The sequence below is a fragment of the Shewanella hafniensis genome (assembly GCF_019655335.1).
In the GTDB taxonomy this organism is placed as follows: domain Bacteria; phylum Pseudomonadota; class Gammaproteobacteria; order Enterobacterales; family Shewanellaceae; genus Shewanella; species Shewanella hafniensis.
On sequence record NZ_BPFD01000034.1, the window covers coordinates 17,006 to 41,349 of the forward strand.

The window sequence follows — 24,344 nt, forward strand, 5'->3', positions numbered from 1 at the left end:
GGTTCGATCTAGTGTCAACGCTTTTTAGTGAAAAAAGCATTGGTCGCGCTATTTTTGTTCGCATTGGCTTAATGCTAATCACGCCGCCGATCAAAGTGTTAGTTTATTCGCCTGTCAATGGCGTGCAATTTGGGTGTTTTGGATGCCGCGATAGCTAGACTCATGTCATTCGTGAGCATTTCGGACGATAAAATGACAGGGTGTGAGTGACTCACAATGATTAGATGTTAGAGATTGAGTGGATAGCGATGTATAGGCGTTGCGTCAAAGACACACTATTTATAGCTGAAGGCATGATAGGGGCAAAAGTAGGGCAGGGATCTAAGCGTAGCGAAAATCAATCCATGAGTCTTAAGTCAGATAAATGGGGTGCAGGTTTGCGGGTGATAAGAGTAGCGTCACTCTAATATGTGCACCTTTATATAGGCTTCTCTATATAAGGAAGGGATTTAGCGTCACGATTTTACTAGATAAGTGATACTGCAGAGCTTGTCCCATTTGCAGCGCCTGCTTTGACTGTTAGAATAAGCCCACTTTTTTATCGTGATTGTCTTTATCTAGACGACTTTATATAGGTTAGTGTCCCATTATGACAACTAAGACGCGTTTTGCCCCTAGTCCTACTGGTTTCTTACATGTTGGTGGTGCCCGTACTGCACTTTATTCTTGGTTACAAGCTCGTGCCAATAACGGTGAGTTTGTATTACGTATTGAAGACACTGATATTGAGCGTTCGACTCAAGCCGCCTGCGATGCGATTTTAGAAGGTATGAACTGGTTAGGTTTGACATGGGACGAGGGCCCGTATTACCAAACTAAGCGTTTTGATCGTTATAACGAAATTATTGCCCAAATGTTAGCAAAGGGCACTGCATACAAATGCTATTGCTCACGTGAGCGTATTGATGCGTTAAGAGAAGCACAAGCCGCCAACGGTGAAGCACAAAAGTACGATGGTTGCTGCCGTGACTTACCCGCTCGTGATACTGATGAACCATTTGTCGTGCGCTTCAAAAATCCTATCGGCGGTTCAGTGGTATTTGATGACCATGTTCGTGGCCGTATTGAATTTTCTAACGATGCATTAGATGACTTGATCATCGCCCGTACCGATGGTGTGCCAACCTATAACTTCTGTGTAGTCGTTGACGATTGGGATATGGGAATTACCTGTGTGGTTCGTGGTGAAGATCATATCAACAATACGCCGCGTCAAATCAATATCCTTAAAGCATTAGGGGCGCCGATCCCAGAATATGCTCACGTCTCTATGATTCTCGGTGATGATGGCGCGAAATTATCTAAGCGTCATGGCGCAGTGAGCGTAATGCAGTACCGTGACGATGGCTATTTGCCAGAAGCACTGTTGAACTACCTAGTACGTTTAGGTTGGTCACATGGCGATCAAGAAATCTTCTCATTAGAAGAAATGAAACAATACTTTAAGCTCGGTGATATCAATAAAGCCGCTTCTGCCTTTAATACCGATAAACTGGTGTGGTTGAACCAACACTATATAAAGAGTCTTGCCCCAGAATATGTGGCAACACACTTACAATGGCACATGGACGATCAAAAAATTGATATGTCAAACGGCCCAGCATTAGCGGAAGTGGTTACGGCATTAGCCGAACGCGCTAAGACACTAAAAGAGTTAGCCGCTTCTAGCCGCTATTTCTATGAAGACTTTGCAGAGTTTGATGAGGCCCAAGCGAAAAAGCATTTACGTGGTGTTGCGTTAGAGCCGTTGCAACTGGTTCAACAAAAATTAGCCGCATTAACTGAGTGGACTGTAGAAGCTATCCATCAGGCGATTGAAGACACTGCAACAGAATTAGATGTGGGTATGGGCAAGGTTGGTATGCCTTTACGTGTCGCTGTAACAGGGGCAGGGCAGTCACCAGGCCTTGATATCACATTATTTTTAATCGGAAGAAGCCGTTCTGAGCAAAGAATATCCAAAGCGATTGAATTTGTAGCAGATAGAATAAATTCCTAAAAAACGAGTTGACACTTTTAGGTGCGCTGCATAGAATGCGCCACGCAGTTGAGACACAGACGAGCAAATGCTTGTAGTGCACTTAAATGTAGTTTAATAAGTTTGGGGCTATAGCTCAGCTGGGAGAGCGCTTGCATGGCATGCAAGAGGTCCACGGTTCGATCCCGTGTAGCTCCACCAAACTTACTGCAGATGTTAAGCGGGAACGTGAGTTCGAATTAATATGTCTGAGGTTACCTTCGTTCTTTAGAATAGAGTGCCTAGGACACCGTAGATGTTAAACGGGAACAATAAGTTCAAATTAATATGTCCGGGGTCCCCTTCGTCTAGAGGCCTAGGACACCGCCCTTTCACGGCGGTAACAGGGGTTCGAATCCCCTAGGGGATACCATATATTTTTTATAGAGAGTGGTTCCTAGCAAATAACTAACGAGTTGTTTGGTAAGAACAAAGCATTTACTTCCTAGCCTACAGAAGTGAATGTGTTACAAAGCTCGGTTACGAGTTAAAACATAAGTCCGCGTACCCTTCGTTTTTCTAGAAGAGAGTGCATAGGATACCGTAGATGTTAAACGGGAACTTTAAGTTCAAATTAATATGTCCGGGTCCCCTTCGTCTAGAGGCCTAGGACACCGCCCTTTCACGGCGGTAACAGGGGTTCGAATCCCCTAGGGGATACCAAGTATTGGTTCCTGTCGAATAGCTAACGAGTTGTTTGGTATGAACAAAATCTAAATTTCTGCTGATACGCATACTATTAAAGTTAGCAGTGTCGACAAAAATTTGGGGCTATAGCTCAGCTGGGAGAGCGCTTGCATGGCATGCAAGAGGTCCACGGTTCGATCCCGTGTAGCTCCACCAATTTACTGTAGATGTTAAGCAGGAACGTGAGTTCGAATTAATATGTCTGAGGTGACCTTGCTTCATTAGAAGAGAGTGCCTAGGACACCGTAGATGTTAAACGGGAACAATAAGTTCAAATTAATATGTCCGGGGTCCCCTTCGTCTAGAGGCCTAGGACACCGCCCTTTCACGGCGGTAACAGGGGTTCGAATCCCCTAGGGGATACCAAATTTTGGTTCCTAGCAAATAACTAACGTGTTGTTTGGTAAGAACAAAGCATTTACTTCCTAGCCGACTGAAGTGAATGTGTTACAAAGCTCGGTTACGAGTTAAATCATAAGTCCGGGTCCCCTTCGTCTAGAGGCCTAGGACACCGCCCTTTCACGGCGGTAACAGGGGTTCGAATCCCCTAGGGGATACCAAATTTTGGTTCCTAGCAAATAACTAACGTGTTGTTTGGTAAGAACAGAGCATTTACTTCCTAGCCTACTGAAGCGAATGTGTTACAAAGCTCGGTTACGAGTTAAATCATAAGTCCGGGTCCCCTTCGTCTAGAGGCCTAGGACACCGCCCTTTCACGGCGGTAACAGGGGTTCGAATCCCCTAGGGGATACCATCTATTTTTATAGAGAGTGGTTCCTAGCAAATAACTAACGAGTTGTTTGGTAAGAACAAAGCATTTACTTCCTAGCCTACTGAAGTGAATGTGTTACAAAGCTCGGTTACGAGTTAAATCATAAGTCCGGGTACCCTTCTTTTTTTAGAAGAGAGTGCCTAGGATACCGTAGATGTTAAACGGGAACATTAAGTTCAAATTAATAAGTCCGGGTCCCCTTCGTCTAGAGGCCTAGGACACCGCCCTTTCACGGCGGTAACAGGGGTTCGAATCCCCTAGGGGATACCAATTTTAATCAAGGTTTATCGAAACTTTGGTTAAAGACAATAAACCACCTCAAGGTGGTTTTTTTGTATCTAAATTTTAGTATTTAATCGAGACCCCCAGTTCATTTGCGAGTCATACGCCTCGAGTTATTTGCCGAAGCCGAATTTACCCACCAATCAAACCATCCACATTAAGATAAATAATGCTTCGAGAGGCATACTTAGTGTGGTGAAGTCATTCTGTTCAATTGTGTGATAAGAATTATTTAAGTGTTTTCCTGCTTAACCTTACGTTAACCCATAGCTAAAACTTACCTTTCGGATTATTCAGTGTGTTGGCACTTTGAATGCTGCTACTTTCAATACTGATAAGTTGAACCGTTAATCGCGATTTATCTCATGCTTCCAATAGCTCAACGAGCGCAATTTGAAGTGAGCCGTTCTCACTGCATCTATTGTGCAAAATAGCGTATCGTTGCGGTGAATATGAGGGCGAGTGTAAGAGTGAAGCTTTGCGGGAAGAGGGCAGATTTAGGCGGAGACTTATTTGAGATAAAAAAGGCGACACTCATTGCTGAGTGTCGCCTTTCGTCATTTAACGTTTAATTTAGTCTACACCTAAGAATCCACCGGTTTGGTGTGCCCATAGCTGGGCATAAATACCGCCAGCGGCAATAAGTTCTTGATGAGTGCCTTGTTCGACGACTCGGCCTTGATCTAACACTATTAGCCTGTCCATTGCTGCAATGGTCGAAAGTCGATGAGCGATTGCAATGACTGTTTTACCTTGCATTAACTCATATAAACTTTCTTGAATGGCGGCTTCGACTTCAGAATCAAGCGCTGAAGTGGCTTCATCAAGCAGCAAAATCGGCGCATTTTTTAATAAAACCCGCGCGATAGCGATACGCTGTCTTTGGCCCCCAGAAAGTTTTACACCACGTTCACCGACTTGGGCATCTAAGCCATGATTACCGTGAGGGTCACTTAGATCCTTAATAAAGTCATAGGCTTGAGCTTGTTTAATCGCACTGTCGAGCTGTTCTTCGCTGGCCGTTGGATTGCCGTAAAGAATGTTCTCGCGGATAGTACGGTGCAACAGTGATGTATCTTGGGTTACCATACCGATTTGCGAGCGTAGCGAATCCTGCATAACTGTTTTAATGTCTTGATCGTCAATATTAATCTGACCTTTCTCGACATCGTAGAAGCGCATTAATAGATTCACTAAGGTCGACTTACCCGCACCAGAACGTCCCACTAAGCCAACTTTTTCACCAGCCTTAATATTCAGATTCAGATCTTCAATTACCCCTGTTTGCTCACCGTAATGGAAACACACTTGGTTGAAATCAATCTTACCCTGATTGACGACCAACGGCTTGGCGTTTGGCTCATCTTGGATGATCGTTGTTTTCGATAAGGTGTTCATCCCATCGGTGACAGTGCCGATATTTTCAAATAACGAACTGATTTCCCACATGATCCACTGTGACATGCCGTTTAAGCGTAGTGCTAAACTGACCGCAATGGCGATGGCGCCTACCGTGATTGCATTATCAGTCCACAGAGCTATCGATACAGCGGCAATGCTGAATGCGAGTACATAGTTGATAATTTGCACGCTGACACTGATGCCCGTTACTAAGCGCATCTGGCGATAAACCGTGTCTAAGAATATCCGCATGCTGGATTTGGCGTATTCGGCTTCTTTTTGCGTGTGGGCAAATAGTTTCACTGTGGTGATGTTGGTATAACTGTCGACAATACGGCCTGTCATGGTCGAGCGCGCATCGGCTTGTTCGGTAGAGACACTTTTGAGCCTAGGTACAAAGTACCATTGCAGCCCAACATACAGTGCAAGCCAGATGAGCATAGGTATGACTAAGCGCAGATCTGCGCTGGCGATCATCACTAACATAGAAGTGAAATACACGAGAATGTATACCAATACATCGAGTAATTTCATCACAGTTTCACGCACGGCTAGGGAGGTTTGCATGACTTTGGTGGCGATTCGGCCAGCAAAATCATCTTGATAAAATGACACACTTTGCTTTAGCAAATAACGGTGGGCGAGCCAACGGATCGACATAGGATAATTGCCGAGCAAGGTTTGATGCATGATAAGCGCATGCAGTAATACCAATATTGGCATCACAATCAGCACCATGCCCCCCATCAGCATTAAGGTCGTGCCTTCGTCTTGAAATAAGGTTTCGGGATTTTTTTTCACAAGCCAATCCACTAATTGGCCCATAAATCCGAACAGGGACACTTCAAGCATCGCCAGCATCGCGGTTAGCACTGACATTAAGATCAGCGGCAGTTCGTAGCCTTTAGTGTAGTGGCGGCAAAAAGCATAAACCCCTGTGGGTGGCTTAGTCGGTTCATCATCGGGGAGGGCTTCAACCCAAGATTCAAATCGTTTAAACATGAATTAACTCTATGGTGAGATAAAAAATAGTCGCGTATAGCATATACCCAAACAACCTGAAGATGCAGGATTCAGCGGGAATTTAACGCACTTTAGGCAAGGCGGTTATTTGCAGACCTAGTGGACTAAGTTAAAAATAACCAACACGGCATAAAGTGCGTTAAAACCCGCCGGAACGGAGCGTCTAGGGCACTCCACTTCCGTGTTGCATCAATTCAAAAGGTGGCCGACATTCTGTCATTGATGCGCCTTGAATTGAAGCACCCTAGACGCTCTGAAACTCGTATCTTCAGGTAGCTTGGGTATATAAGATTTCATTCCCTAAAAGCATTGAAATGATTGAGTTCCGTTTTCCGCTAGTGCTACATGCTAGTTTTACGTAAAGTAATGAACAAGAAATTAATTGTGAGCGAATATTGTCGGGCGTGATGAAAAATGAGTACAGATAGAGCGTCTGAGAGTGCGATTAAGTGTGATGAAATAGACTCAGTGCATTCACTGGAATCCAGTGCGGGACTACTTTCTGCGTCTATTTGCCGTGAGGCGAGGATGAGCCGCGATCCGCGTTTTGATGGTAAGTTTTTTGTGGGCGTATTAACGACGGGGATTTATTGCCGTACCGTGTGTCCCGCCGTCGCGCCAAAAGAGCAAAATGTGCGTTATTTTGATTCGGCCGTGAAAGCCGCACAGGCGGGATTACGCCCGTGTTTGCGTTGTCGGCCCGACAGTGCGCCAGGTTCAAATCCGTGGAAAGGCACTGGCACAACGTTGGCGAGGGCCATTAGTTTAATTGAAGCGGGTGCCTTAGCGGGGAAATCATCGGGAGAGCCAGCGTCGACTGTGACACAATTGGCTGACAGATTAGGGATCAGTAGTCGTTATCTCAATAAGCTCTTTACCGAAGGTTTTGGCACTTCGCCTAAACAATATGCCTTATACCGGCAGTTACTGTTTGCAAAACAACTGCTACATCAAACCCAATTACCTATCACCCAAGTCGCGTTGGCGGCGGGTTTCAACAGTATTCGCCGTTTCAATGAGGCATTTAAGCAAACCTTACAATTGACGCCAACGCAATTAAGAAAGACCGCGTTAACCAAGGCGGCAAAGGAGCAGGATATTGATTCATCAACAGGATTCGGTGAAATTGATACTTTGGGTGAATTTGTGCCGCACTATGGATTAACCCTATATCAATACTATCGACCCCCATTGGATTGGGCATCGCAGCTGGCATTTTATCGCTTACGTGCGGTGACAGGGATGGAGTGGTTTACGCCGCAAATGAGTCATCCACAAGCGAGCGATGCAGTTCAGATTGCAGATGAAACCTATGTTTCAGCAGAAGCCAAGGCTGACGATAACGGGCTCGAATATGGTCGCTGTTTTGCCATAGGCAAGATGCGCGGCACAGTGCAAATTATCCATGAACCTAAGCTAAATCGCTTCAAACTTGCGATTGCTTTGACCGAAGATTCCGCCGTTGATGAGCTGCAATTGCTGGTCACTGAGGTGCGACGCATTTTAGATCTCGATGCGGATATGCAGCAGATTGAACAAGGTTTAAGTACGCTACCGAGTTTAGGCTTAACGCCGTTTTCGGGACTTCGCATTCCTGGCGCTGGATCTTTATTTGAAGCGGTTTGCCGCGCGATTTTGGGCCAGCAAGTGACGGTCGTGCAAGCAACTAAGTTACTGAATATATTAGTTGAAGCCTATGGGGAGCGTTTTAGTCTCAATGGCCGCGAGTATCGATTATTCCCAACACCCGAGGCGATTCGTGAGGCGGGTTTAACTGAGCTTAAAATGCCGGGCGCCCGTAAATTAGCGCTCAATGCGCTCGCGGCGTTTATCTGCGAACATCCTGAGGCGAGCGTCGATGATTGGCTTAGCGTTAAAGGCATAGGTCCTTGGACGATAGCGTATGCCAAGCTTCGTGGCTTGGGCGATCCAAACGTGTTTTTGCATTCGGATTTGATTGTTAAAAAGCATTTATTGGCCTTATATATCAAGAACAATAGGTTGGATGAAACAGCCGCTGCAGCGGTGAGCTATCCCCAATTGTGCGAGCAGCTGAGCCAACAAATTGCCCCATGGGGCAGTTATTTAACCTTTCAGCTTTGGCATCAATAACCATTAAGCTGTCTCACATTAAATGGCCAGTTTAAAAAGATGAGTAAGCAGTTCAGTTAAGAACCAAATTAAGATCAAATAAAGAGACAGATTATGAAACATGCGATTCGTCAATTGAGCCAAGCGCCAAGCATTGCAGAATATCAACCCTGCGCCGTGGATACGTTTATCAGTCCTGCCGGAATATTGCAGTTAAATGCCAATGCCTATGGACTAAGCCATTTAACGGTTGTCGGCTCGGATCGCACTGAGATTGTGCTTGCCAAGGCGAGTGAGGATGCCCTCAATCAAGCTAAGGCGCATATTCGCGAAACTCAGGCGCAGCTCGCGGATTACTTTGCGGGTGAGCGGGTTGAATTTGATTTAAAACTCGCGCCCAAGGGCACTGAATTTCAGCGCGACGTATGGCAAGCCTTGCTCAATCTAGATTACGGCCAGAGCTGTAGTTATGGGCAAATTGCCGAGCAAATCGGTCGGCCTAAGGCAGTGCGCGCCGTGGGCGCGGCCAATGGCGCCAATCCCATCGCGATTATCGTGCCTTGCCATAGAGTGATAGGCAAAAATGGCAAGTTAACGGGTTACGCCTACGGGCTTGCGATGAAACAGCAGTTGTTAACGCTGGAAACTGACAAGCACTGCCTCGATATTTAAGCTAGAATAGCCGCCTATTAAGATATTGGTGAGCAGTTAAACTTTCTATGACTCAGGCTTCTTCCTCTGCAGCAAGCTTTGCCCAACTCGGCATTATTGCACCTTTGCTAAATCGACTAACCGAATTAGCGTATGTTTCGCCCACACCAGTACAGGTGGCGACGATTCCCGCTGTGCTCGCTGGGCGGGATGTGTTAGCCGGCGCCAATACGGGCTCGGGTAAAACGGCAGCCTTTGCCGTGCCGCTGTTGCAGCAACTTGTTGAAGCAAAAACAGACGATAAGACAGGCGCTTATGTTCGTTGTTTGGTCTTAGTACCCACCCGCGAATTAGCCCAGCAAGTCGCAGACAGCTTTCTGTCCTATGCCTCGCATTTGAATGGCAAGCTAAAAATCGTTGCCGCGTTTGGCGGTGTGTCAGTTAATGCGCAAATGCAGAGCCTACGCGCTGGTGCTGACGTATTAGTGGCAACGCCAGGGCGTTTGTTAGATCTGTTGTCCAGCAATGCCATCAAACTTAACCGCGTTAGCGCCTTAGTGCTCGATGAAGCTGACCGTATGTTAAGCCTTGGTTTTACCGAAGAATTAGCCCAAGTGCTCGACGCGTTGCCCGCCAAGAAACAAACCTTATTATTCTCAGCGACATTCCCAGAAGAAGTCCGTGAATTAACGGCAAAACTGCTGAATGATCCGCTTGAATACCAATTGCAAAGTGAACAAGAAAGCACGATTCATCAGCGGGTGATTACCGTTAATCGTCCGATGAAAACCGCATTATTGGCGCATCTGATTAAAGAACATCAGTGGTCACAGGCGTTGATTTTTGTGAGTGCTAAAAATACCTGTAATCACTTAGCGCAAAAGTTATCTAAACGTGGGATCACTGCCGAAGTCTTCCATGGTGATAAAGCCCAAGGCGCGCGTACGCGGGTGCTCGATGGCTTTAAAAACGGTGAGATCAGCGTGTTAATTGCGACCGATATCGCAGCGCGTGGGATTGATATAGATAAACTCCCCGTGGTGATTAACTTTGATTTACCCAGAAGTCCTGCGGATTATATGCATCGTATTGGCCGTAGTGGCCGCGCCGGTGAAGCAGGCTTAGCTGTGACCTTGATTTCCCATGAGGATTATCACCACTTTGGCGTGATAGAGAAAAAGAACAAGCTTAAGTTAGTGCGTGAGCAAATTGTCGGTTTTGAAGCCGATGATGAAATGCCAGTCGAACTGTTAGAACAAGCTAAACCTGTCGCCAAGCCCGAAGGTATGGGTAAAAAAAAGCGTAAACAGTTGCCGGCTGCCAATGCTGAATTTTGGGGCAAAAAATCTTAAGTCGTTGGAAACAAGCTATTCTTAGCTTATCTCTGGCGTTCCTTGTCATCTCACTTGTCGTAGGTAAGGTTTATGCAACACTTATTCTGGTTAGTTGAAGGTAAAGTCGCAGGGCGCAGTGGTCCCAATAAAGATCCCTGGGATTTGCAGGCGCTTAAAGAGGCCGGTATTGGTGCTATTTTGTCGGTCAATGGGGGCGAAGGCTGTGAGCCTAGCACCTTTAAAAAGCTCGATTTACGTTACGAATGTATTCCCTTTTCGCGCAATGTGCCGCCCCAAGATGGGGATGTGGCGATTTGTGTCGCTCAATTGCCCAAGGCATTAGCTTTTATCCAACAGTGTGAAGCCGATGGCTTACCTGTGGTGATCCATTGCCGTTCTGGTAAGGATCGCACCAGTCTTATCATGGCCTATTACTTAATGGTCAATGGTGCTGCGCCATTACACGCTGTAAGCCAAGTACGCAGTATTCGCGATATCGCCTTTACTGCCGATGGCTGGGATCAATTCGCCTTTGACGTTTTGTACGCATTACAAGACTAAGCCTTTTGTAGGTGTCTCAGGGCCGAACCTATTCATTAATAGGCATAATAGTTTCATTCGTTTGACCTTAGTCATCAAAATTTTACTGTGTTAAGGTTAAGCTATCCGCAGGTTGGTTTTAGTGAGTTATCTATCTAATTATGAAAAGTAAGGCAAGTCAGTCACAGGGATTACTACTGTTTCGGTTATCACAAACGCAAGTGTTTGCCTTAGGCACGTTGAAAGTGCGTGAGCTGGTGCCGTACACACGTCTCAGCAAAATCCCCCAATCTCATCCGACGATTCTGGGGGCTTCGACTATCCGTGGTCATACGATTCCTATCATAGATATGGCGGCGGCGATTGGTTATCGGCCGATTGCTCCTGAAGAGCGGGAAAAGTGCTACATCATCATCACGGATTGTCAGCGGATGATCATTGGTTTCTTGGTGCGCGGTATCGATAAGATTATTGAATGTAACTGGCGTGATATTGAAGCTCCTTCGTCTAGTTTAGGGAAAAATGCCTATTTGACGGGCGTGACACGTTTTGAGGACCAACTGGTACAGTTACTTGACGTTGAACTGTTATTGTCGAAAATCTTCCCCGATGATCCACAGACGAATCGGGCTATTTTGACTGACGTACAACGTGAAAAACTTAAACCTATGAATATCTTATTGGTGGATGATTCTAAGGTAGCGCGTAAGCAGTTATCCGACGCCCTTGATATGATTAACATTCCTTATCGAGTCACCGCCGACGGTAAAGAAGCGCTAGTCATGATGGAGCAAGCGGCACTGGAACATCACCCGATAGATATTTTGGTGAGTGATATCGAGATGCCGGGACTGGATGGTTACGAATTGGCTTTTGAAGTGCGTGATAATCCACTGACTGCCAAGGCCTACATCATTTTGCATACGTCTTTATCCAGCGAAATTAGCGTGAGTCAGGCCCATCAAGTTGGGGCGAATGAAGCACTGACTAAGTTCGATGCCCACGAGTTAATCGACGCCATGTTACGGGGCGCCGATCTCGCCTTAGACAAGCGCTAATCTGGCGCTTGTTAGTTTTTTGTATGCTTTTTGCGGGGCTAGGGTAATTTAGTTAGCTTATTTCCCCGCAAAACTAGACAAGTCCAGTCACATCCTATAAAAACCTTATTGGCCTCATTTCCGAAGGTGCGCGTTGGGGATCTCAACCGAAATATAATAACGATAGGTTAAACCATGAAACAAGAATCATCATTGTTAGCTAAGTTGGCTAATGGCAGTCTCGTAATACAAATCTTTTTGGGGATCATCGCTGGTGTCGTCTTAGCCAGTTTTTCACCGAGTAGCGCGAAAGATATCGCCTTCTTAGGCAGTTTATTCGTTGGCGCATTAAAAGCGATTGCTCCCATCTTAGTCTTTATCTTAGTGGCGTCATCGATTGCTAATCAAAAAAAGAATACTCAAACCAATATGCGTCCCATTGTGGTGCTGTATTTATTCGGCACTTTCGCAGCCGCATTAACCGCAGTACTCCTGAGTTCGATTTTCCCGACTAACTTAGTTTTAGTTGCTGGCGTAGAAGGCACTAGCCCACCACAGGGCATTGGTGAAGTCATTCATACCTTGTTATTCAAACTGGTTGATAACCCAGTCAATGCGTTAATGACGGGCAACTATATTGGTATCCTCGCTTGGGGTGTGGGCTTAGGTTTAGCCTTACATCACGCTACCGATTCGACTAAACAAGTGTTTGCCGACATGAGCCACGGTATTTCACAAATGGTGCGTTTTATTATCCGTTTAGCGCCTATCGGTATTTTTGGTCTCGTTGCGGCGACATTTGCCGAAACCGGTTTTGCGGCGATTGCAGGTTATGCCCAGTTATTGGCCGTGCTATTAGGTGCGATGGCTATTATTGCTTTAGTTGTTAATCCATTGATTGTGTACGTGAAGATTAAACGTAATCCGTATCCGCTGGTATTTCAATGCTTGCGTGAAAGTGGTGTGACGGCGTTTTTTACTCGCTCGAGCGCGGCAAACATTCCGGTGAATATGGCGCTGTGTGAAAAGTTAAAGCTGCATGAAGACACGTATTCAGTTTCTATTCCCTTAGGTGCCACCATCAACATGGGCGGCGCGGCGATCACTATTACCGTATTGACCTTAGCGGCGGCGCATACCTTAGGCATTCAAGTCGATTTACTGACCGCCTTGTTATTGAGTGTTGTTGCTGCTGTTTCAGCTTGCGGCGCATCGGGAGTGGCGGGTGGTTCATTATTGTTGATCCCACTGGCTTGTAGCTTGTTTGGTATTTCTAACGATGTTGCCATGCAAGTGGTCGCTGTTGGCTTTATTATTGGTGTGGTTCAAGATGCGGCCGAAACCGCATTGAACAGTTCAACCGACGTTATCTTTACCGCTGCCGCTTGTGAAGCCGCCGAGAATAAAGCTAAACTGAGTTAACGAGTGCTGTTATTCGTATCGAAAAGTATTATGGAAGCAGTCACTTAGGTGGCTGCTTTTTTTATGGGAGTCGTTATGATATTTTTTGATTTTAGCGTGCTAGATGCCGCAAAACCCTGGTATGGGATAAATGACACTGTGATGGGCGGTTTGTCCCGCAGTAAAATGACGGTTTCACCTTTGGGTTATGGTGAGTTTAGTGGCCATGTGTCGCTGGCAAATGGCGGCGGGTTTGCCTCAGTGCGTTGTGAGTTTAGCTCTATAGATGTCAGTGAGTTTACTGGGATTTACCTCGAACTCGATGGCGACCGAACTAAAGACTATAAAGTGAATTTAAAGGATGTCGACACACCACAAAGTACGGTGTATCAAGCGCCTATGCCCACGCCAACTCACCAAACCTTTGGCGTGAGTAGTGCCAGAGTATTGAATTGGCAGCGGATAGAAATTCCATTCCGTGATTTCAAGCCCCAATGTCGAGGTAAACCCATTTCCCGAGTGGCAATAGATTTAAGCCAAGTCTGTAGTCTAGGGCTAGTGATTGGTGCCCAGCAGAGTGGTGATTTTTCTTTGAAAATCAGAGAAATCGGCTACTACTAACGCTTGTGGTGAGTTTCTTATGGTGATCGCGAGTTTCTTACCGCTAAGTGCTTATGGCTGATGGCTTGTTGCTAATGGCGCGGGTCATCTCAGCACTTAATTTAACAGTAAGAAAAAGGATAAGGCCGAAGCACTTATCCTTATGGTGAACTCATTAAAATGATGTGTTTGGCGAAAGCCGCAGTTTAAGCGCCAACAATCCCTAATGGTTTGGCGGTTTGCCATGCCCCGCGGGTAAAATCAGGGAAGGTGACAGAGTTACTGCGATCATTAAGTGAATGTTCACTTAAGATATTCACCACCGACCAAGACGCGCCATCGTACACATCCTGATCTAAAGCTTCGCCATTGCGTAGGCAATAAATCATGCGCCATAGCATCACAAAGTCCATGCCGCCGTGGCCGCCGTTAATTTCAGCCTCTTTTCCTATGCGCTGCCACAGTGGGTGATCGTATTTGTCGTACCACTTTTGCATGTCCATATCCCACTCGTGGTAACTTTGACCAAAGCCACCATTTTCGACGGCGATCCGATTCGGGAAGCCAGCAAACACGCCATTTGTTCCTTGGATTAAATTATGGCGACTGTAAGGTCTTGGGGTCGTCGTGTCATGCTGTACCATGATGGTTCGGCCCTTAACGGTCTTAATCAGACTGGTATTGATATCCCCATTGATATACTTGAGCTGATTACGTTCATGATCGGCGGGAAACGTTTAGCATAGAGCGCACGGCCAAGGGCAGGCGAACTCATCGAGGTTAGATAATCGAACCTGTCACCGCGGTTGATGTTCATATACTGGGAAACTGGCCCTAAACCGTGGGTAGGGTACAAGTTACCGTTACGTTTGGTATGCCAGTAAGTGCGCCATGAGCCTGTCTTATGATCGATCTCTTTCATCTGCCAACGTAGCTCATGGATGTAGGCGGCTTCGCCGTGGAGTAGCTCACCAAACACGCCTTGACGCACCATGTTGAGCACCATCAGTTCTTCGCGGCCGTAGTTGACATTCTCCATCATCATGCAGTTTTTCTGAGTGCGCTCAGCAGTATCGACAACTTGCCAGCACTCCTCAACCGTGAGCGCCATTGGCACTTCGACAAAGGCATGCTTGCCGCTCTCCATGGTTTCTATCGCCATTGGCGCGTGCCATTCCCATGGGGTTGAAATAATCACAATATCGATATCATCGCGGCTCAACAGATCGCGATAGCTCAGATCATTACCTGTATAGACAGCCGGTGTTGGTCGATTCTGTTTAACGATATGATCCACGGCCCTGTCGACTACCGCTTGATGGGTATCACAAATGGCTTTGAGTTCAACGCCTTGTAAATGGCAGAATTGCTCGACATGGCTAAAACCCCGCTCGCCAACACCGATAAAACCGACTCGGACCACGTCCATCTTAGGTGCTATGAGTCCGATAACGGATTTACCCACTTGCGGTTTAGGGGCGACGCTACTGGCGTAGGCATTGAGAGCAATATTGGCAGTAACGAGTCCTGCAGTAGCGGCACCTGCAGCCTTAAGAAAATTACGACGATGAATGTTATGCATAGCGCTTCCTGCTTTATTTTTGTTTTGTAGGGATATTGAAATATCACTTGGTCTTATTTGTACGGTCATTCACTTATGGGTTATATCAGAAACCCCATTTAAATTGGCAATAAAGATGTAACAAGCTCCTATAAGTCCATTTAGTATGAAACGCGTAACATTGTTGGCTTGATGTAAAATTAAAAAAAACAATTGCTTGAGTTATTTTTGTTGCGAGTTCATCAATATGATCAAAGCAAACTAAAAAACGAAATTGGACAAGATGTGGAGCATATTCATACCAAAGGATTGAGTTTTAGATTTGTAGAAATAACGCTACATCCCCCTTGTGCTTAACTCTTCATCAAGAGTCGTAGAAACTGGAAGAGATACAATCGTATCTAAATTGCTTGTTTGTGAGTGCTTTCTGTCAATACACGTGCGTGTTATCTCAAACATCTAAATCTAAAAATATTTAAAATAAAACACTTAGAGGTTACCGTTTTAGGATAATAGGTCTGGAAAACGCGCATGCGTGTCTTTCTGATGGATTCTTGTATATGAAAAGCGGTATAAAGCTGATAACTTTTAGTTAATACAGGTAGTTAAGTGTGCGCGTTTTTATTTTTCTATGGACGCCAACGCTACGCTGCATTGGCGCTTTTTAGCTCAGCATTAGGGCCTTTTATGGGGGCATTTGAATATTCACAAGCCACTCTTCGGATCTTCGGGGATGATTTGATACCTGAAGACGTATCAAATTTACTTGGTGGTACAGCAACTAAAAGTAAAAAGAAAGGTGATGAAGATGTCAGCAAAATCAGCGGAAAAGTGCGGATTGCCAAAACGGGTATCTGGCATTTTCAGGCTAAAAAGAGAGAGCCAGAAGACCTAAACGCGCAGATTGAAGCAATTTTATCCCAGCTAACAAGTGACTTAGCGATATGGGAAAAGCTTTACCAACGCTACAAAGTTGACATGTTCTGCGGCTTGTTTATGGGCAACTGGAATGATGGTTTGAGCTTGTCACCTGAAATCATGCTGGCACTTGGTCAACGTGGAATTGTTTTAAGTTTAGATGTTTATAGTGGGTCGGACGATTAAGATGGTTGTCGCCCCTAAAAACAAATGTTAACGCCTGCAAAAGTGCTGGCTGCGACGTCAACCCGCTGCACGGCTTTGCGTGCTAAATTTGGGCGCTAGGCACTAAAACCTTACTTGTTTTTCATTAATTAAAGGAATAATAAATGACCCACCTAATTACTAAATTGATGTTAACTGGACTCATAGTGGCATCAACTCATCTTCACGCTGAAAACTACGACTTCAAACCGGGTTTATGGGAAACCATTTGGAAATCCGAAATAGTAGAAATAGACGCACCTCCTGAAATGGAGAAAATGATGCGGAGCATGTCCAAAAGGCCTGATTACACGGAAACTGAATGCATAAATGACATCTCCTCTGCATTTGATTTGGAGCCTGAAGAAAATGAAGGCGAAGAATGTCAAACCAACAGCAATTGGATCAGTGCTAACAAAATGGTGTTTGAAACATCATGCACTAGTCCTGATGGTGCATCTAAAACAGTGGGTGAAATGCATTTCAATGGGAAAACGTCCACTTCTAAGCTTGAAGTGACAATCTCTGAAGAGGCAATGAAAATCAAGTCGAAACTCGTTGGCAATGGAAAATATATTGGCGCTTGTGACTAAGTGCCATACAAGCTCTTCAACTTAACGCATAACGGTTAATAAGGATGTTATGAGGACTGTTAGTAATATAAAAGGGATTTATTGAACTTTCGCTGGCATTGCCAGTTGGTCTGTATTGTGTATGGCTGCCGTTCCATTGTATCGACGTTTAAACAGCGTGGCGCTCTCATTCAGCTCGCTAGATAAGTCTTTTAGCTGTCTTTACTTTAGCGATAAGTAAATAGTGATAAAGATCGCGTTTTTATTTGTAGATTGAGCTACACTGCCGATTAATTAATCAAAGGTATTTATCTTTTATATTTAAACATTTAGCAAATTTAAATTAACCTAAAAGTTACATTTGACGGGCGGTTTGAAGTAATTTGCTGTAGTGGGGAGTAAAGCGTTAAATGGGTTCTATGCTTAATGTACTACCACAACTGACATTCACTTTAGGTGATTGGGTATTGCATAAGGATATCAGGATGTCTGGGATTGAAAAACGCCGTCGCCTTCATTGGCGGGAGACAGATATGCAAAATCGTGAAATTATTGGTCGTTGGTTAGATGGGCGTCCTTTATTGGGTGACAAAATTACCCTCTATAAAGAAGACGGAAAATATTTTTTAGAAACTTGGTTTAGCGATGGCTGCCATAGTTTAGATGAAGTCTATATGTCGCCAACCGCTGAAGGCCATAAGCTGGAAGATGTGGGCGGTAATTTCTTTGGTGAATTCTTTATCGTGACACAGTCGCAGCAATTACAATTTTGTAATGAGCAGGGCTGTTATTTCCAAGCGGATAAATTAGCCGCCGATGCCGATTTTGCTCAAGGCATACGCGTCGCTTAAAAGGCAACAATCGAGTCCGTAAGTAACTAAGGTCGCATTTTAGCTCAGTGCTAAATCGCGACCTTTTGCTTTTATGGGGTTGCAGCTATTGGATTGAGTTATTCGCTAAAGGGATGTTTGCTGCTAAAAAACAGTGGTTTAGCCGAATAGGGATGAGTCAGACTTAAGCTTTGTGCATGTAAGCATAAACGCGGCGCGGCTTTGATAACCTCGACATCACCGTAAAACTCATCGCCTAAAATCGCATGGCCTAGGGCAAGCATATGCACACGCAATTGATGGGTGCGGCCGGTTTCTGGCGAAAGCTCGACTAAGGTGCTGTTTTCTCGGCGCTCTAGTACACGGTAGTAGGTGAGCGCGCTTTTACCGCCAGTCTCTCCTGCTTGCAGTGTCTTTTGATAGGGTGGATGCTCAGTGTCTGGTGCTATCGCGAGGTCAATCATGCCCTGTTCCTGCGGCACATGTCCCATCACTTCGGCAATATAGACTTTCTTACTCTGTCTATCTTGAAATTGCGTTTTTAAATGCGACTCGGCTTTTTTATTGCGGGCGAACACCATAATGCCCGAGGTCGCGCAGTCGAGACGATGCACTAAAATTGTTTCTGGATAAAGGGTTTGTAAGCGAGTTAACGCGCAATCGGAGGTGTGAGCCGCTATACCCGGATTAGACAATAGGCCCGAAGGTTTATTGATGATAATCAGATCTCTATCTTTATAGCGGATGTCTAGCCAAGGAACTGCTGGGGGCTGGTAATCAAATATCTGCATTTTGTCCTCATTTTTGCGCGGCCATATTAGCAAAATTTACGCAGGCACACAGCATAATCTCATGCTCGCTTATTCCTAGAGGGAGGAAGGCAAATATTCTGCAGGTGTTTTACGGCTCCAGATACGGGTATAAGCCATCAGCTGCGGATAAAAAGTGCGGAATGCGGTTTCGATTTCGATCTGCATTTTATTGACGACTTTATGGGCATCTTTAAACAGTGCGGCTTGCGGATGTTGTTTTGCCACTTGTGCTAAGGCGTGTTGTAAGCCTTTTTCTGTGGTGTAGCTGCCGAGCCAATCGGCGCTGCGCATGGCAGGCAAGAGCTTAGCAAGTGCTTCTGGATGGTATGGGTCTACACCTTGGACGGCGAAAGTATCTAACGCATCATAGGCCTTGCGGCTGAATTCATCTAAGGGTTGGTGATGATATTCTTCCCAATAGTAAGCTAAATAGTGATCAAAACTCACGGCCATGAGTTCTGCTGCTATGCTTCTTAAAGGCGCAGGGAAAGCTTCCATTAATTCAATCGTGAGTTCGTGGCTAGCGCAGAGGGTATTAATCTCTTGGTTTAACCATAACGCTTGGCGTAACTCAATTGGAGCTTGTGCAATTGGCGCTTGAATATAATTGCCCGCCACATTGGCGGCAAGGTGTGTTTTACTGATGTCGGCGAGATGTAAGTGTGTAAGAAAGTTCATATTTTGTACTTGGTTAACCACGTCGGTTCACGGTATCATGCGCAAGCGCGCTTAGGAAAGCACGGAAGCTAAAAATGCAGTATTTTTTCACTTTTTAGGATCATGGATGATGTGGAACTGGTTCACCAAAATGCTTGGTAGAGACGAGCAGCCGAAGCGCAAAAAAGTGCTGGTAGAAATCCCCTTTGAACAACACCGCTTTAGCATGGATGATTTCAGCCGTTCGCGGCTTAAATTCGATGCCGATGACAATTTGCCCCAAGATAGCGCCAAACCTATGGTTCCTGAGCAAGAAGTGGACGCTGGCAATAAGTAATCTTGATATTCTTGGCCTCTAACCATAGACTAGCCGCCGTTCTAAGCTATCTAGAGGCCTATCATGCGCGTTGCAGACTTTTCTTTCGATCTCCCCGATGAGCTGATCGCTCGTTATCCTATGGCGCAGCGTAATGCATCACGTCTGTTAACCTTAGACGGCAATTCTGGCGCCTTAGGCGACAAACAATTTACCGATCTGCTGGGGATGATTAATCCCGGCGATTTAATGGTGTTCAACAATACCCGAGTGATCCCCGCGCGTATGTTTGGCCAAAAGGCCAGCGGCGGTAAGTTAGAAATTTTAGTTGAGCGTATGCTCGATGATAAGCGCATCCTCGCCCACGTTCGCAGCTCTAAATCGCCGAAAGTCGATTCGTTAATTCTGCTCGACGGTGGCTATCAAATGAAGATGGTCGCCCGTCACGATACTTTGTTTGAACTTGAGCTGTTATCCGACTTAACCATTCTAGAGGTGCTCGAAGCCGTAGGGCATATGCCGCTACCGCCTTATATCGACAGACCCGATGAAGATGCTGACAAAGAGCGCTACCAAACCGTGTATAACCAAAATCCAGGTGCAGTTGCTGCGCCAACGGCGGGATTACATTTTGACGATGCCATGCTCGATGCATTAAAAGCCAAGGGGGTGAATATCGCCTTTGTGACTTTGCATGTGGGCGCGGGCACCTTTCAACCGGTGCGTGTTGATACCATTCTTGAGCACAAGATGCATTCAGAGTGGGCCAATGTGCCGCAGGATGTGGTTGATTTAATCGCGCAAACCAAAGCGGCGGGTAAACGTGTCGTGGCCGTCGGCACAACATCTGTACGTTCCTTAGAAAGTGCGGCGCGCGCAAGCCTTGGTGAACTCAAAGCCTTTAGCGGCGATACCGATATCTTTATTTATCCTGGTTATCAATTCCAAGTGGTCGATGCCATGGTGACGAACTTTCATCTGCCCGAATCGACTCTCATCATGTTAGTCAGCGCATTTGCCGGTTTTGATCATGTTATGGCGGCGTATCAACATGCTATCGCGCAAAAATATCGTTTTTTTAGCTATGGTGATGCCATGTTTGTGACGAAAAAAGCCCACTAGACCAAGATTTTGTTTTAAAATAGCCGCCCAAAGTGAGTATGGGCGGCAACTTTTTTTCGTTAAAAGGTTGAACCTTTTAACGCTGTCCCCATCTCTATTGTTAATCAAAATGGCATTAGCCATTAAAAATGTAGTCAGACTGTTTATCTGGCGAGGTGAATTATGAAATTTGAATTAGACACTACCGACGGCCGTGCGCGCCGTGGTCGGTTGATTTTTGACCGTGGCACAGTAGAAACCCCCGCATTTATGCCTGTTGGAACCTACGGCACAGTTAAAGGTATGACGCCAGAAGAAGTACGTGCTACAGGCGCGGACATTTTGCTCGGTAACACTTTCCATTTATGGTTGCGCCCAGGCGAAGAAATCATGCGTAAGCACGGTGACTTGCATGATTTTATGAACTGGCAGCGTCCGATTTTAACGGATTCGGGTGGTTTCCAAGTATTCAGTCTTGGCGATATCCGTAAGATCACCGAAGAAGGTGTGCATTTCCGTTCGCCAATCAATGGCGAGAAAATCTTTTTAGATCCTGAAAAATCAATGCAAATCCAAGATGCATTGGGCAGCGATGTGGTGATGATTTTTGACGAATGTACGCCGTATCCCGCGACTGAAGATGAAGCGCGCAAGTCAATGCAGATGTCGCTGCGTTGGGCCAAACGTTCGCGTGATGAATTTGACCGTTTAGAGAACCCTAACTCTCTATTCGGCATTATTCAGGGCGGTGTGTATGAAGATTTACGCGACGAAAGCTTAAAAGGCTTAGTCGATATCGGTTTCGACGGTTATGCCGTCGGTGGTTTGGCCGTAGGTGAGCCTAAAGCAGATATGCATCGCATTCTTGAGCATATTTGTCCGCAAATTCCTGCAGACAAACCTCGCTATCTGATGGGGGTCGGTAAACCAGAAGATTTAGTTGAAGGTGTACGTCGTGGTGTTGACATGTTTGACTGTGTAATGCCAACCCGTAATGCCCGCAACGGTCATCTGTTTACGAGTGAAGGTGTGATCAAAATACGCAATGCGCGTCATAGAGATGACACGTCACCACTCGATACTAAGTGTGATTGTTATACCTGTAAAAATTATTCACGGGCGTACCTTTACCACTTAGATCGTTGTAATGAGATTCTGGGTGCGCGTTTAAACACCATTCACAACTTGAGATACTATCAAATGTTAATGGAAGGTTTGCGCGGTGCGATTGAGACGGGTACATTAGACGCCTTTGTGGCGGACTTCTATACCAGTCAAGGTCGCGAAGTACCAGAGTTAGTCGATTGATTTTTTGCTAATAAGAAGAGAAAACTATGTTTATTTCAAATGCATATGCAAGCGCTGCCGGCGCACCACAAGGTGGCGGCACGATGGAACTGATTTTCATGCTGGCGATTTTCGGCCTGATTTTCTATTTCATGATTTTCCGTCCGCAATCAAAACGCGTTAAAGAGCACAAAAATCTGATGTCTTCACTTGGCAAAGGTGATGAAGTGCTGACCAGTGGTGGGATTTTAGGCAAAATTGCAAAAATCAGCGACGAAAGCGATTACGTGTTACTGAGCTTAAACGACACAACACAAATCACGATCAAAAAAGACTATATTGCAGCTGTATTGCCTAAGGGCTCTATCCAGTCGTTGTAAGCCAAGAGGGCTCAGGCGTGTTAAATAAATACCCAATGTGGAAAAACATTATGGTGATGCTCGTCATTGCCATAGGTTGTTTCTATGCCGTACCGAACCTATTTGGTGAAGATCATGCGGTGCAAGTGGTGGCGACTCGAGGTGCTGAAGTCACGGCATCAACCCAAGCCAGTGTGAACGAGCTGTTAGCCAGTAAGGGCATTGCGGTAAAGCGCTCTGAGCTTGAAAAAGGTCAGTTGTTGGTCCGTGTGCAAAATGCGGATCAACAGCTACTGGCGAAAGAAGTGATTGCTGACAGTTTAGGTGACAAGTTTACTGTGGCGCTCAACTTAGCCCCAGCGACACCTAAGTGGCTTGAGTCAATGGGCGGTAGCCCAATGAAACTCGGTCTCGACCTTCGCGGCGGTGTGCATTTCTTGATGGAAGTGGACATGGGCGAAGCGATTCGCAAAATGGAAGAGGCTAAAATTGCCGATTTCCGTTCGCAATTACGTGAAGAAAAAATCCGTTACGCGGGCATTCGCAATAATGCTCAAGGAATCGAGATTAAATTCCGTGATGGCGAAAGTTTAGCCAGTGCCGAACGTTTCCTAAAATCTCGCAGCAACGATATGGTGTTCACCGATGTGAGCAAGGGTGAAGACTTTGCCCTGCAAGCTGTGATGAGTGACGTGTATCTTAAGCAGATTAAAGAAGAAGCACTGCAACAAAACATTACGACCATTCGTAACCGTGTAAACGAGTTAGGTGTGGCTGAGCCTGTAGTACAACGTCAAGGCGCCGAGCGCATTATCGTTGAATTGCCAGGTGTGCAAGATACCGCTCGCGCTAAGGAAATCTTAGGTGCTACCGCATCGATTGAATTCCACATGGTCGATGACAAAGCTGATCCTAATGCTGCGCAATCAGGCCGTTTACCAGCGGGTTCTGAAGTGTACCAGCGCCGCGAAGGTGGCACTGTGATATTGAAGAAAGAAGTTATGTTGACCGGTGATCATATCACGGGCGCACAACCTAGCTTTGACCAGTACAGTCGTCCACAGGTTAGCATCAACCTTGATGCGAAAGGCGGCACCATTTTCTCTGACGTGACCAAAGACAACATAGGCAAGCCTATGGCGACATTGTTCATCGAATATAAAGACAGTGGTGAACGCAATGCCGACGGCAGCGTTAAGATGCAGAAAATCCAAGAAGTAATTTCTGTCGCGACCATTCAAGCGCGTTTAGGCCGTAACTTTGTGATCACTGGCTTAAGCCATGGTGAAGCACAAAACCTCGCGCTATTACTGCGTGCTGGTGCCTTGATTGCCCCAGTGTCGATTGTTGAAGAACGTACCATTGGTCCAAGCTTAGGTGCTGAAAACATTCAAAACGGTGTGCAAGCTATGGTTTGGGGTATGGCGGTTGTCTTACTCTTTATGCTGGTTTACTACCGTGGCTTTGGTCTTATTGCCAACATCGCCTTAACCATGAACTTAGTTATGGTGGTGGGCGTAATGTCGATGATCCCTGGCGCAGTGTTAACCCTGCCAGGTATTGCCGGTATGGTGTTGACTGTGGGTATGGCAGTTGACGGTAACGTGCTGATCTATGAACGTATCCGTGAAGAATTACGTGCGGGCCGTAGCGTCCAGCAGGCCATCCACGAAGGTTATGGCAACGCATTCTCCACCATAGCCGATGCGAACATCACCACTTTCCTAACGGCGCTGATCCTGTTTGCCGTAGGTACAGGCGCTGTTAAAGGCTTCGCGGTGACCTTGATGATAGGTATTGCGACTTCCATGTTTACTGCAATCGTGGGTACTCGCTCAATCGTTAACGCGATTTGGGGCGGTAAGCGCGTGAAGACTCTGTCTATCTAAGG

At 45.9% G+C, this 24,344-nt stretch carries 19 protein-coding genes, 8 tRNA genes and 1 pseudogene; 24 read left to right on the forward strand and 4 right to left on the reverse strand.

Going from position 1 to position 24,344, the window contains the following annotated elements; translation table 11 throughout:
* The first annotated feature begins 589 nt into the window (after positions 1 to 589).
* The 9 genes from gltX to K5Q99_RS11275 all read left to right on the forward strand — a co-directional run bounded on the left by gltX (position 590) and on the right by K5Q99_RS11275 (position 3,746).
* On the forward strand, positions 590 to 1,999 hold the full coding sequence (gene gltX, locus K5Q99_RS11235) for a glutamate--tRNA ligase (RefSeq protein ID WP_106650979.1): 1,410 nt from the start codon (positions 590 to 592) through the stop codon (positions 1,997 to 1,999).
* A 104-nt stretch (positions 2,000 to 2,103) separates the two neighbouring features.
* Positions 2,104 to 2,179: transfer RNA gene (locus K5Q99_RS11240), tRNA-Ala, on the forward strand.
* A gap of 135 nt (positions 2,180 to 2,314) precedes the next feature.
* Positions 2,315 to 2,390 (forward strand) — tRNA-Glu (locus K5Q99_RS11245).
* A 214-nt stretch (positions 2,391 to 2,604) separates the two neighbouring features.
* Positions 2,605 to 2,680, forward strand: a tRNA-Glu gene (locus K5Q99_RS11250).
* 104 nt (positions 2,681 to 2,784) lie between these two features.
* Positions 2,785 to 2,860 (forward strand) — tRNA-Ala (locus tag K5Q99_RS11255).
* A 134-nt stretch (positions 2,861 to 2,994) separates the two neighbouring features.
* Positions 2,995 to 3,070, forward strand: a tRNA-Glu gene (locus K5Q99_RS11260).
* A 118-nt stretch (positions 3,071 to 3,188) separates the two neighbouring features.
* Positions 3,189 to 3,264 (forward strand) — tRNA-Glu (locus K5Q99_RS11265).
* 118 nt (positions 3,265 to 3,382) lie between these two features.
* Positions 3,383 to 3,458 (forward strand) — tRNA-Glu (locus K5Q99_RS11270).
* 212 nt (positions 3,459 to 3,670) lie between these two features.
* Positions 3,671 to 3,746: transfer RNA gene (locus K5Q99_RS11275), tRNA-Glu, on the forward strand.
* 585 nt (positions 3,747 to 4,331) lie between these two features.
* On the opposite strand, the gene K5Q99_RS11280 is transcribed toward K5Q99_RS11275, so the two are convergent.
* The gene (locus K5Q99_RS11280) at positions 4,332 to 6,161 is read right to left on the reverse strand and encodes an ABC transporter ATP-binding protein (RefSeq protein ID WP_220776916.1); all 1,830 of its coding nucleotides are present in this window, start codon (positions 6,159 to 6,161) and stop codon (positions 4,332 to 4,334) included.
* A 435-nt stretch (positions 6,162 to 6,596) separates the two neighbouring features.
* On the opposite strand from K5Q99_RS11280, the gene K5Q99_RS11285 reads away from it, so the two are divergent.
* The 7 genes from K5Q99_RS11285 to K5Q99_RS11315 all read left to right on the forward strand — a co-directional run bounded on the left by K5Q99_RS11285 (position 6,597) and on the right by K5Q99_RS11315 (position 13,857).
* Positions 6,597 to 8,294 carry an Ada metal-binding domain-containing protein gene (locus K5Q99_RS11285; RefSeq protein WP_220776917.1) on the forward strand — a complete coding sequence of 566 codons (1,698 nt, stop codon included), beginning with the start codon at positions 6,597 to 6,599 and terminating at the stop codon, positions 8,292 to 8,294.
* 93 nt (positions 8,295 to 8,387) lie between these two features.
* Positions 8,388 to 8,945, forward strand: a complete 558-nt coding sequence (locus tag K5Q99_RS11290; protein ID WP_220776918.1) for a methylated-DNA--[protein]-cysteine S-methyltransferase — start codon at positions 8,388 to 8,390, stop codon at positions 8,943 to 8,945.
* 47 nt (positions 8,946 to 8,992) lie between these two features.
* Complete coding sequence (locus tag K5Q99_RS11295; RefSeq protein WP_220776919.1) at positions 8,993 to 10,276, forward strand: DEAD/DEAH box helicase; 1,284 nt, start codon at positions 8,993 to 8,995, stop codon at positions 10,274 to 10,276.
* Between the two features lie 72 nt (positions 10,277 to 10,348).
* Positions 10,349 to 10,819, forward strand: coding sequence for a phosphatase domain-containing protein (locus tag K5Q99_RS11300; protein WP_006082288.1), 471 nt, complete (start codon positions 10,349 to 10,351; stop codon positions 10,817 to 10,819).
* A gap of 140 nt (positions 10,820 to 10,959) precedes the next feature.
* Entirely contained in the window at positions 10,960 to 11,856 is an 897-nt protein-coding gene (locus K5Q99_RS11305) for a chemotaxis protein CheV (RefSeq protein ID WP_106650974.1), read from the forward strand.
* Positions 11,857 to 12,030: 174 nt separating this feature from the next.
* Positions 12,031 to 13,257, forward strand: a complete 1,227-nt coding sequence (gene sstT / locus K5Q99_RS11310) for a serine/threonine transporter SstT (RefSeq protein ID WP_006082286.1) — start codon at positions 12,031 to 12,033, stop codon at positions 13,255 to 13,257.
* 75 nt (positions 13,258 to 13,332) lie between these two features.
* Entirely contained in the window at positions 13,333 to 13,857 is a 525-nt protein-coding gene (locus K5Q99_RS11315; RefSeq protein ID WP_220776920.1) for a CIA30 family protein, read from the forward strand.
* Between the two features lie 185 nt (positions 13,858 to 14,042).
* Here the strand turns inward: K5Q99_RS11315 and K5Q99_RS11320 are convergent.
* A pseudogene (locus K5Q99_RS11320) lies at positions 14,043 to 15,418 on the reverse strand (Gfo/Idh/MocA family oxidoreductase).
* Positions 15,419 to 16,006: 588 nt separating this feature from the next.
* Between K5Q99_RS11320 and K5Q99_RS11325 the strand changes: the two are divergent.
* The 3 genes from K5Q99_RS11325 (at position 16,007) to K5Q99_RS11335 (ending at position 17,942) form a co-directional block, all read left to right on the forward strand.
* A complete protein-coding gene (locus tag K5Q99_RS11325; RefSeq protein ID WP_232790825.1) occupies positions 16,007 to 16,501 on the forward strand; it encodes a DUF4279 domain-containing protein in 495 nt (164 codons plus the stop codon).
* 143 nt (positions 16,502 to 16,644) lie between these two features.
* Positions 16,645 to 17,112 carry a DUF3617 domain-containing protein gene (locus K5Q99_RS11330; protein WP_220776921.1) on the forward strand — a complete coding sequence of 156 codons (468 nt, stop codon included), beginning with the start codon at positions 16,645 to 16,647 and terminating at the stop codon, positions 17,110 to 17,112.
* Between the two features lie 389 nt (positions 17,113 to 17,501).
* On the forward strand, positions 17,502 to 17,942 hold the full coding sequence (locus K5Q99_RS11335) for a hypothetical protein (RefSeq protein WP_106650969.1): 441 nt from the start codon (positions 17,502 to 17,504) through the stop codon (positions 17,940 to 17,942).
* Positions 17,943 to 18,040: 98 nt separating this feature from the next.
* Here K5Q99_RS11335 and K5Q99_RS11340 read toward each other — a convergent pair whose 3' ends face one another.
* Both K5Q99_RS11340 and K5Q99_RS11345 read right to left on the reverse strand, forming a co-directional pair.
* Entirely contained in the window at positions 18,041 to 18,712 is a 672-nt protein-coding gene (locus tag K5Q99_RS11340) for an RluA family pseudouridine synthase (protein ID WP_220776922.1), read from the reverse strand.
* Positions 18,713 to 18,787: 75 nt separating this feature from the next.
* Positions 18,788 to 19,411, reverse strand: a complete 624-nt coding sequence (locus K5Q99_RS11345; protein ID WP_220776923.1) for an acyl carrier protein phosphodiesterase — start codon at positions 19,409 to 19,411, stop codon at positions 18,788 to 18,790.
* Positions 19,412 to 19,517: 106 nt separating this feature from the next.
* On the opposite strand from K5Q99_RS11345, the gene K5Q99_RS11350 reads away from it, so the two are divergent.
* The 5 genes from K5Q99_RS11350 (at position 19,518) to secD (ending at position 24,342) form a co-directional block, all read left to right on the forward strand.
* Positions 19,518 to 19,727 carry a hypothetical protein gene (locus K5Q99_RS11350; protein ID WP_220776924.1) on the forward strand — a complete coding sequence of 70 codons (210 nt, stop codon included), beginning with the start codon at positions 19,518 to 19,520 and terminating at the stop codon, positions 19,725 to 19,727.
* Between the two features lie 63 nt (positions 19,728 to 19,790).
* Complete coding sequence (queA, locus tag K5Q99_RS11355; protein WP_220776925.1) at positions 19,791 to 20,828, forward strand: tRNA preQ1(34) S-adenosylmethionine ribosyltransferase-isomerase QueA; 1,038 nt, start codon at positions 19,791 to 19,793, stop codon at positions 20,826 to 20,828.
* 162 nt (positions 20,829 to 20,990) lie between these two features.
* A complete protein-coding gene (gene tgt / locus K5Q99_RS11360) occupies positions 20,991 to 22,115 on the forward strand; it encodes a tRNA guanosine(34) transglycosylase Tgt (RefSeq protein WP_106650965.1) in 1,125 nt (374 codons plus the stop codon).
* A gap of 26 nt (positions 22,116 to 22,141) precedes the next feature.
* Positions 22,142 to 22,474 (forward strand): preprotein translocase subunit YajC, encoded by a 333-nt coding sequence (gene yajC, locus K5Q99_RS11365; RefSeq protein WP_007649452.1) that lies wholly within the window; start codon positions 22,142 to 22,144, stop codon positions 22,472 to 22,474.
* A gap of 17 nt (positions 22,475 to 22,491) precedes the next feature.
* Entirely contained in the window at positions 22,492 to 24,342 is a 1,851-nt protein-coding gene (secD, locus tag K5Q99_RS11370; RefSeq protein ID WP_220776926.1) for a protein translocase subunit SecD, read from the forward strand.
* Positions 24,343 to 24,344: the final 2 nt, after the last annotated feature.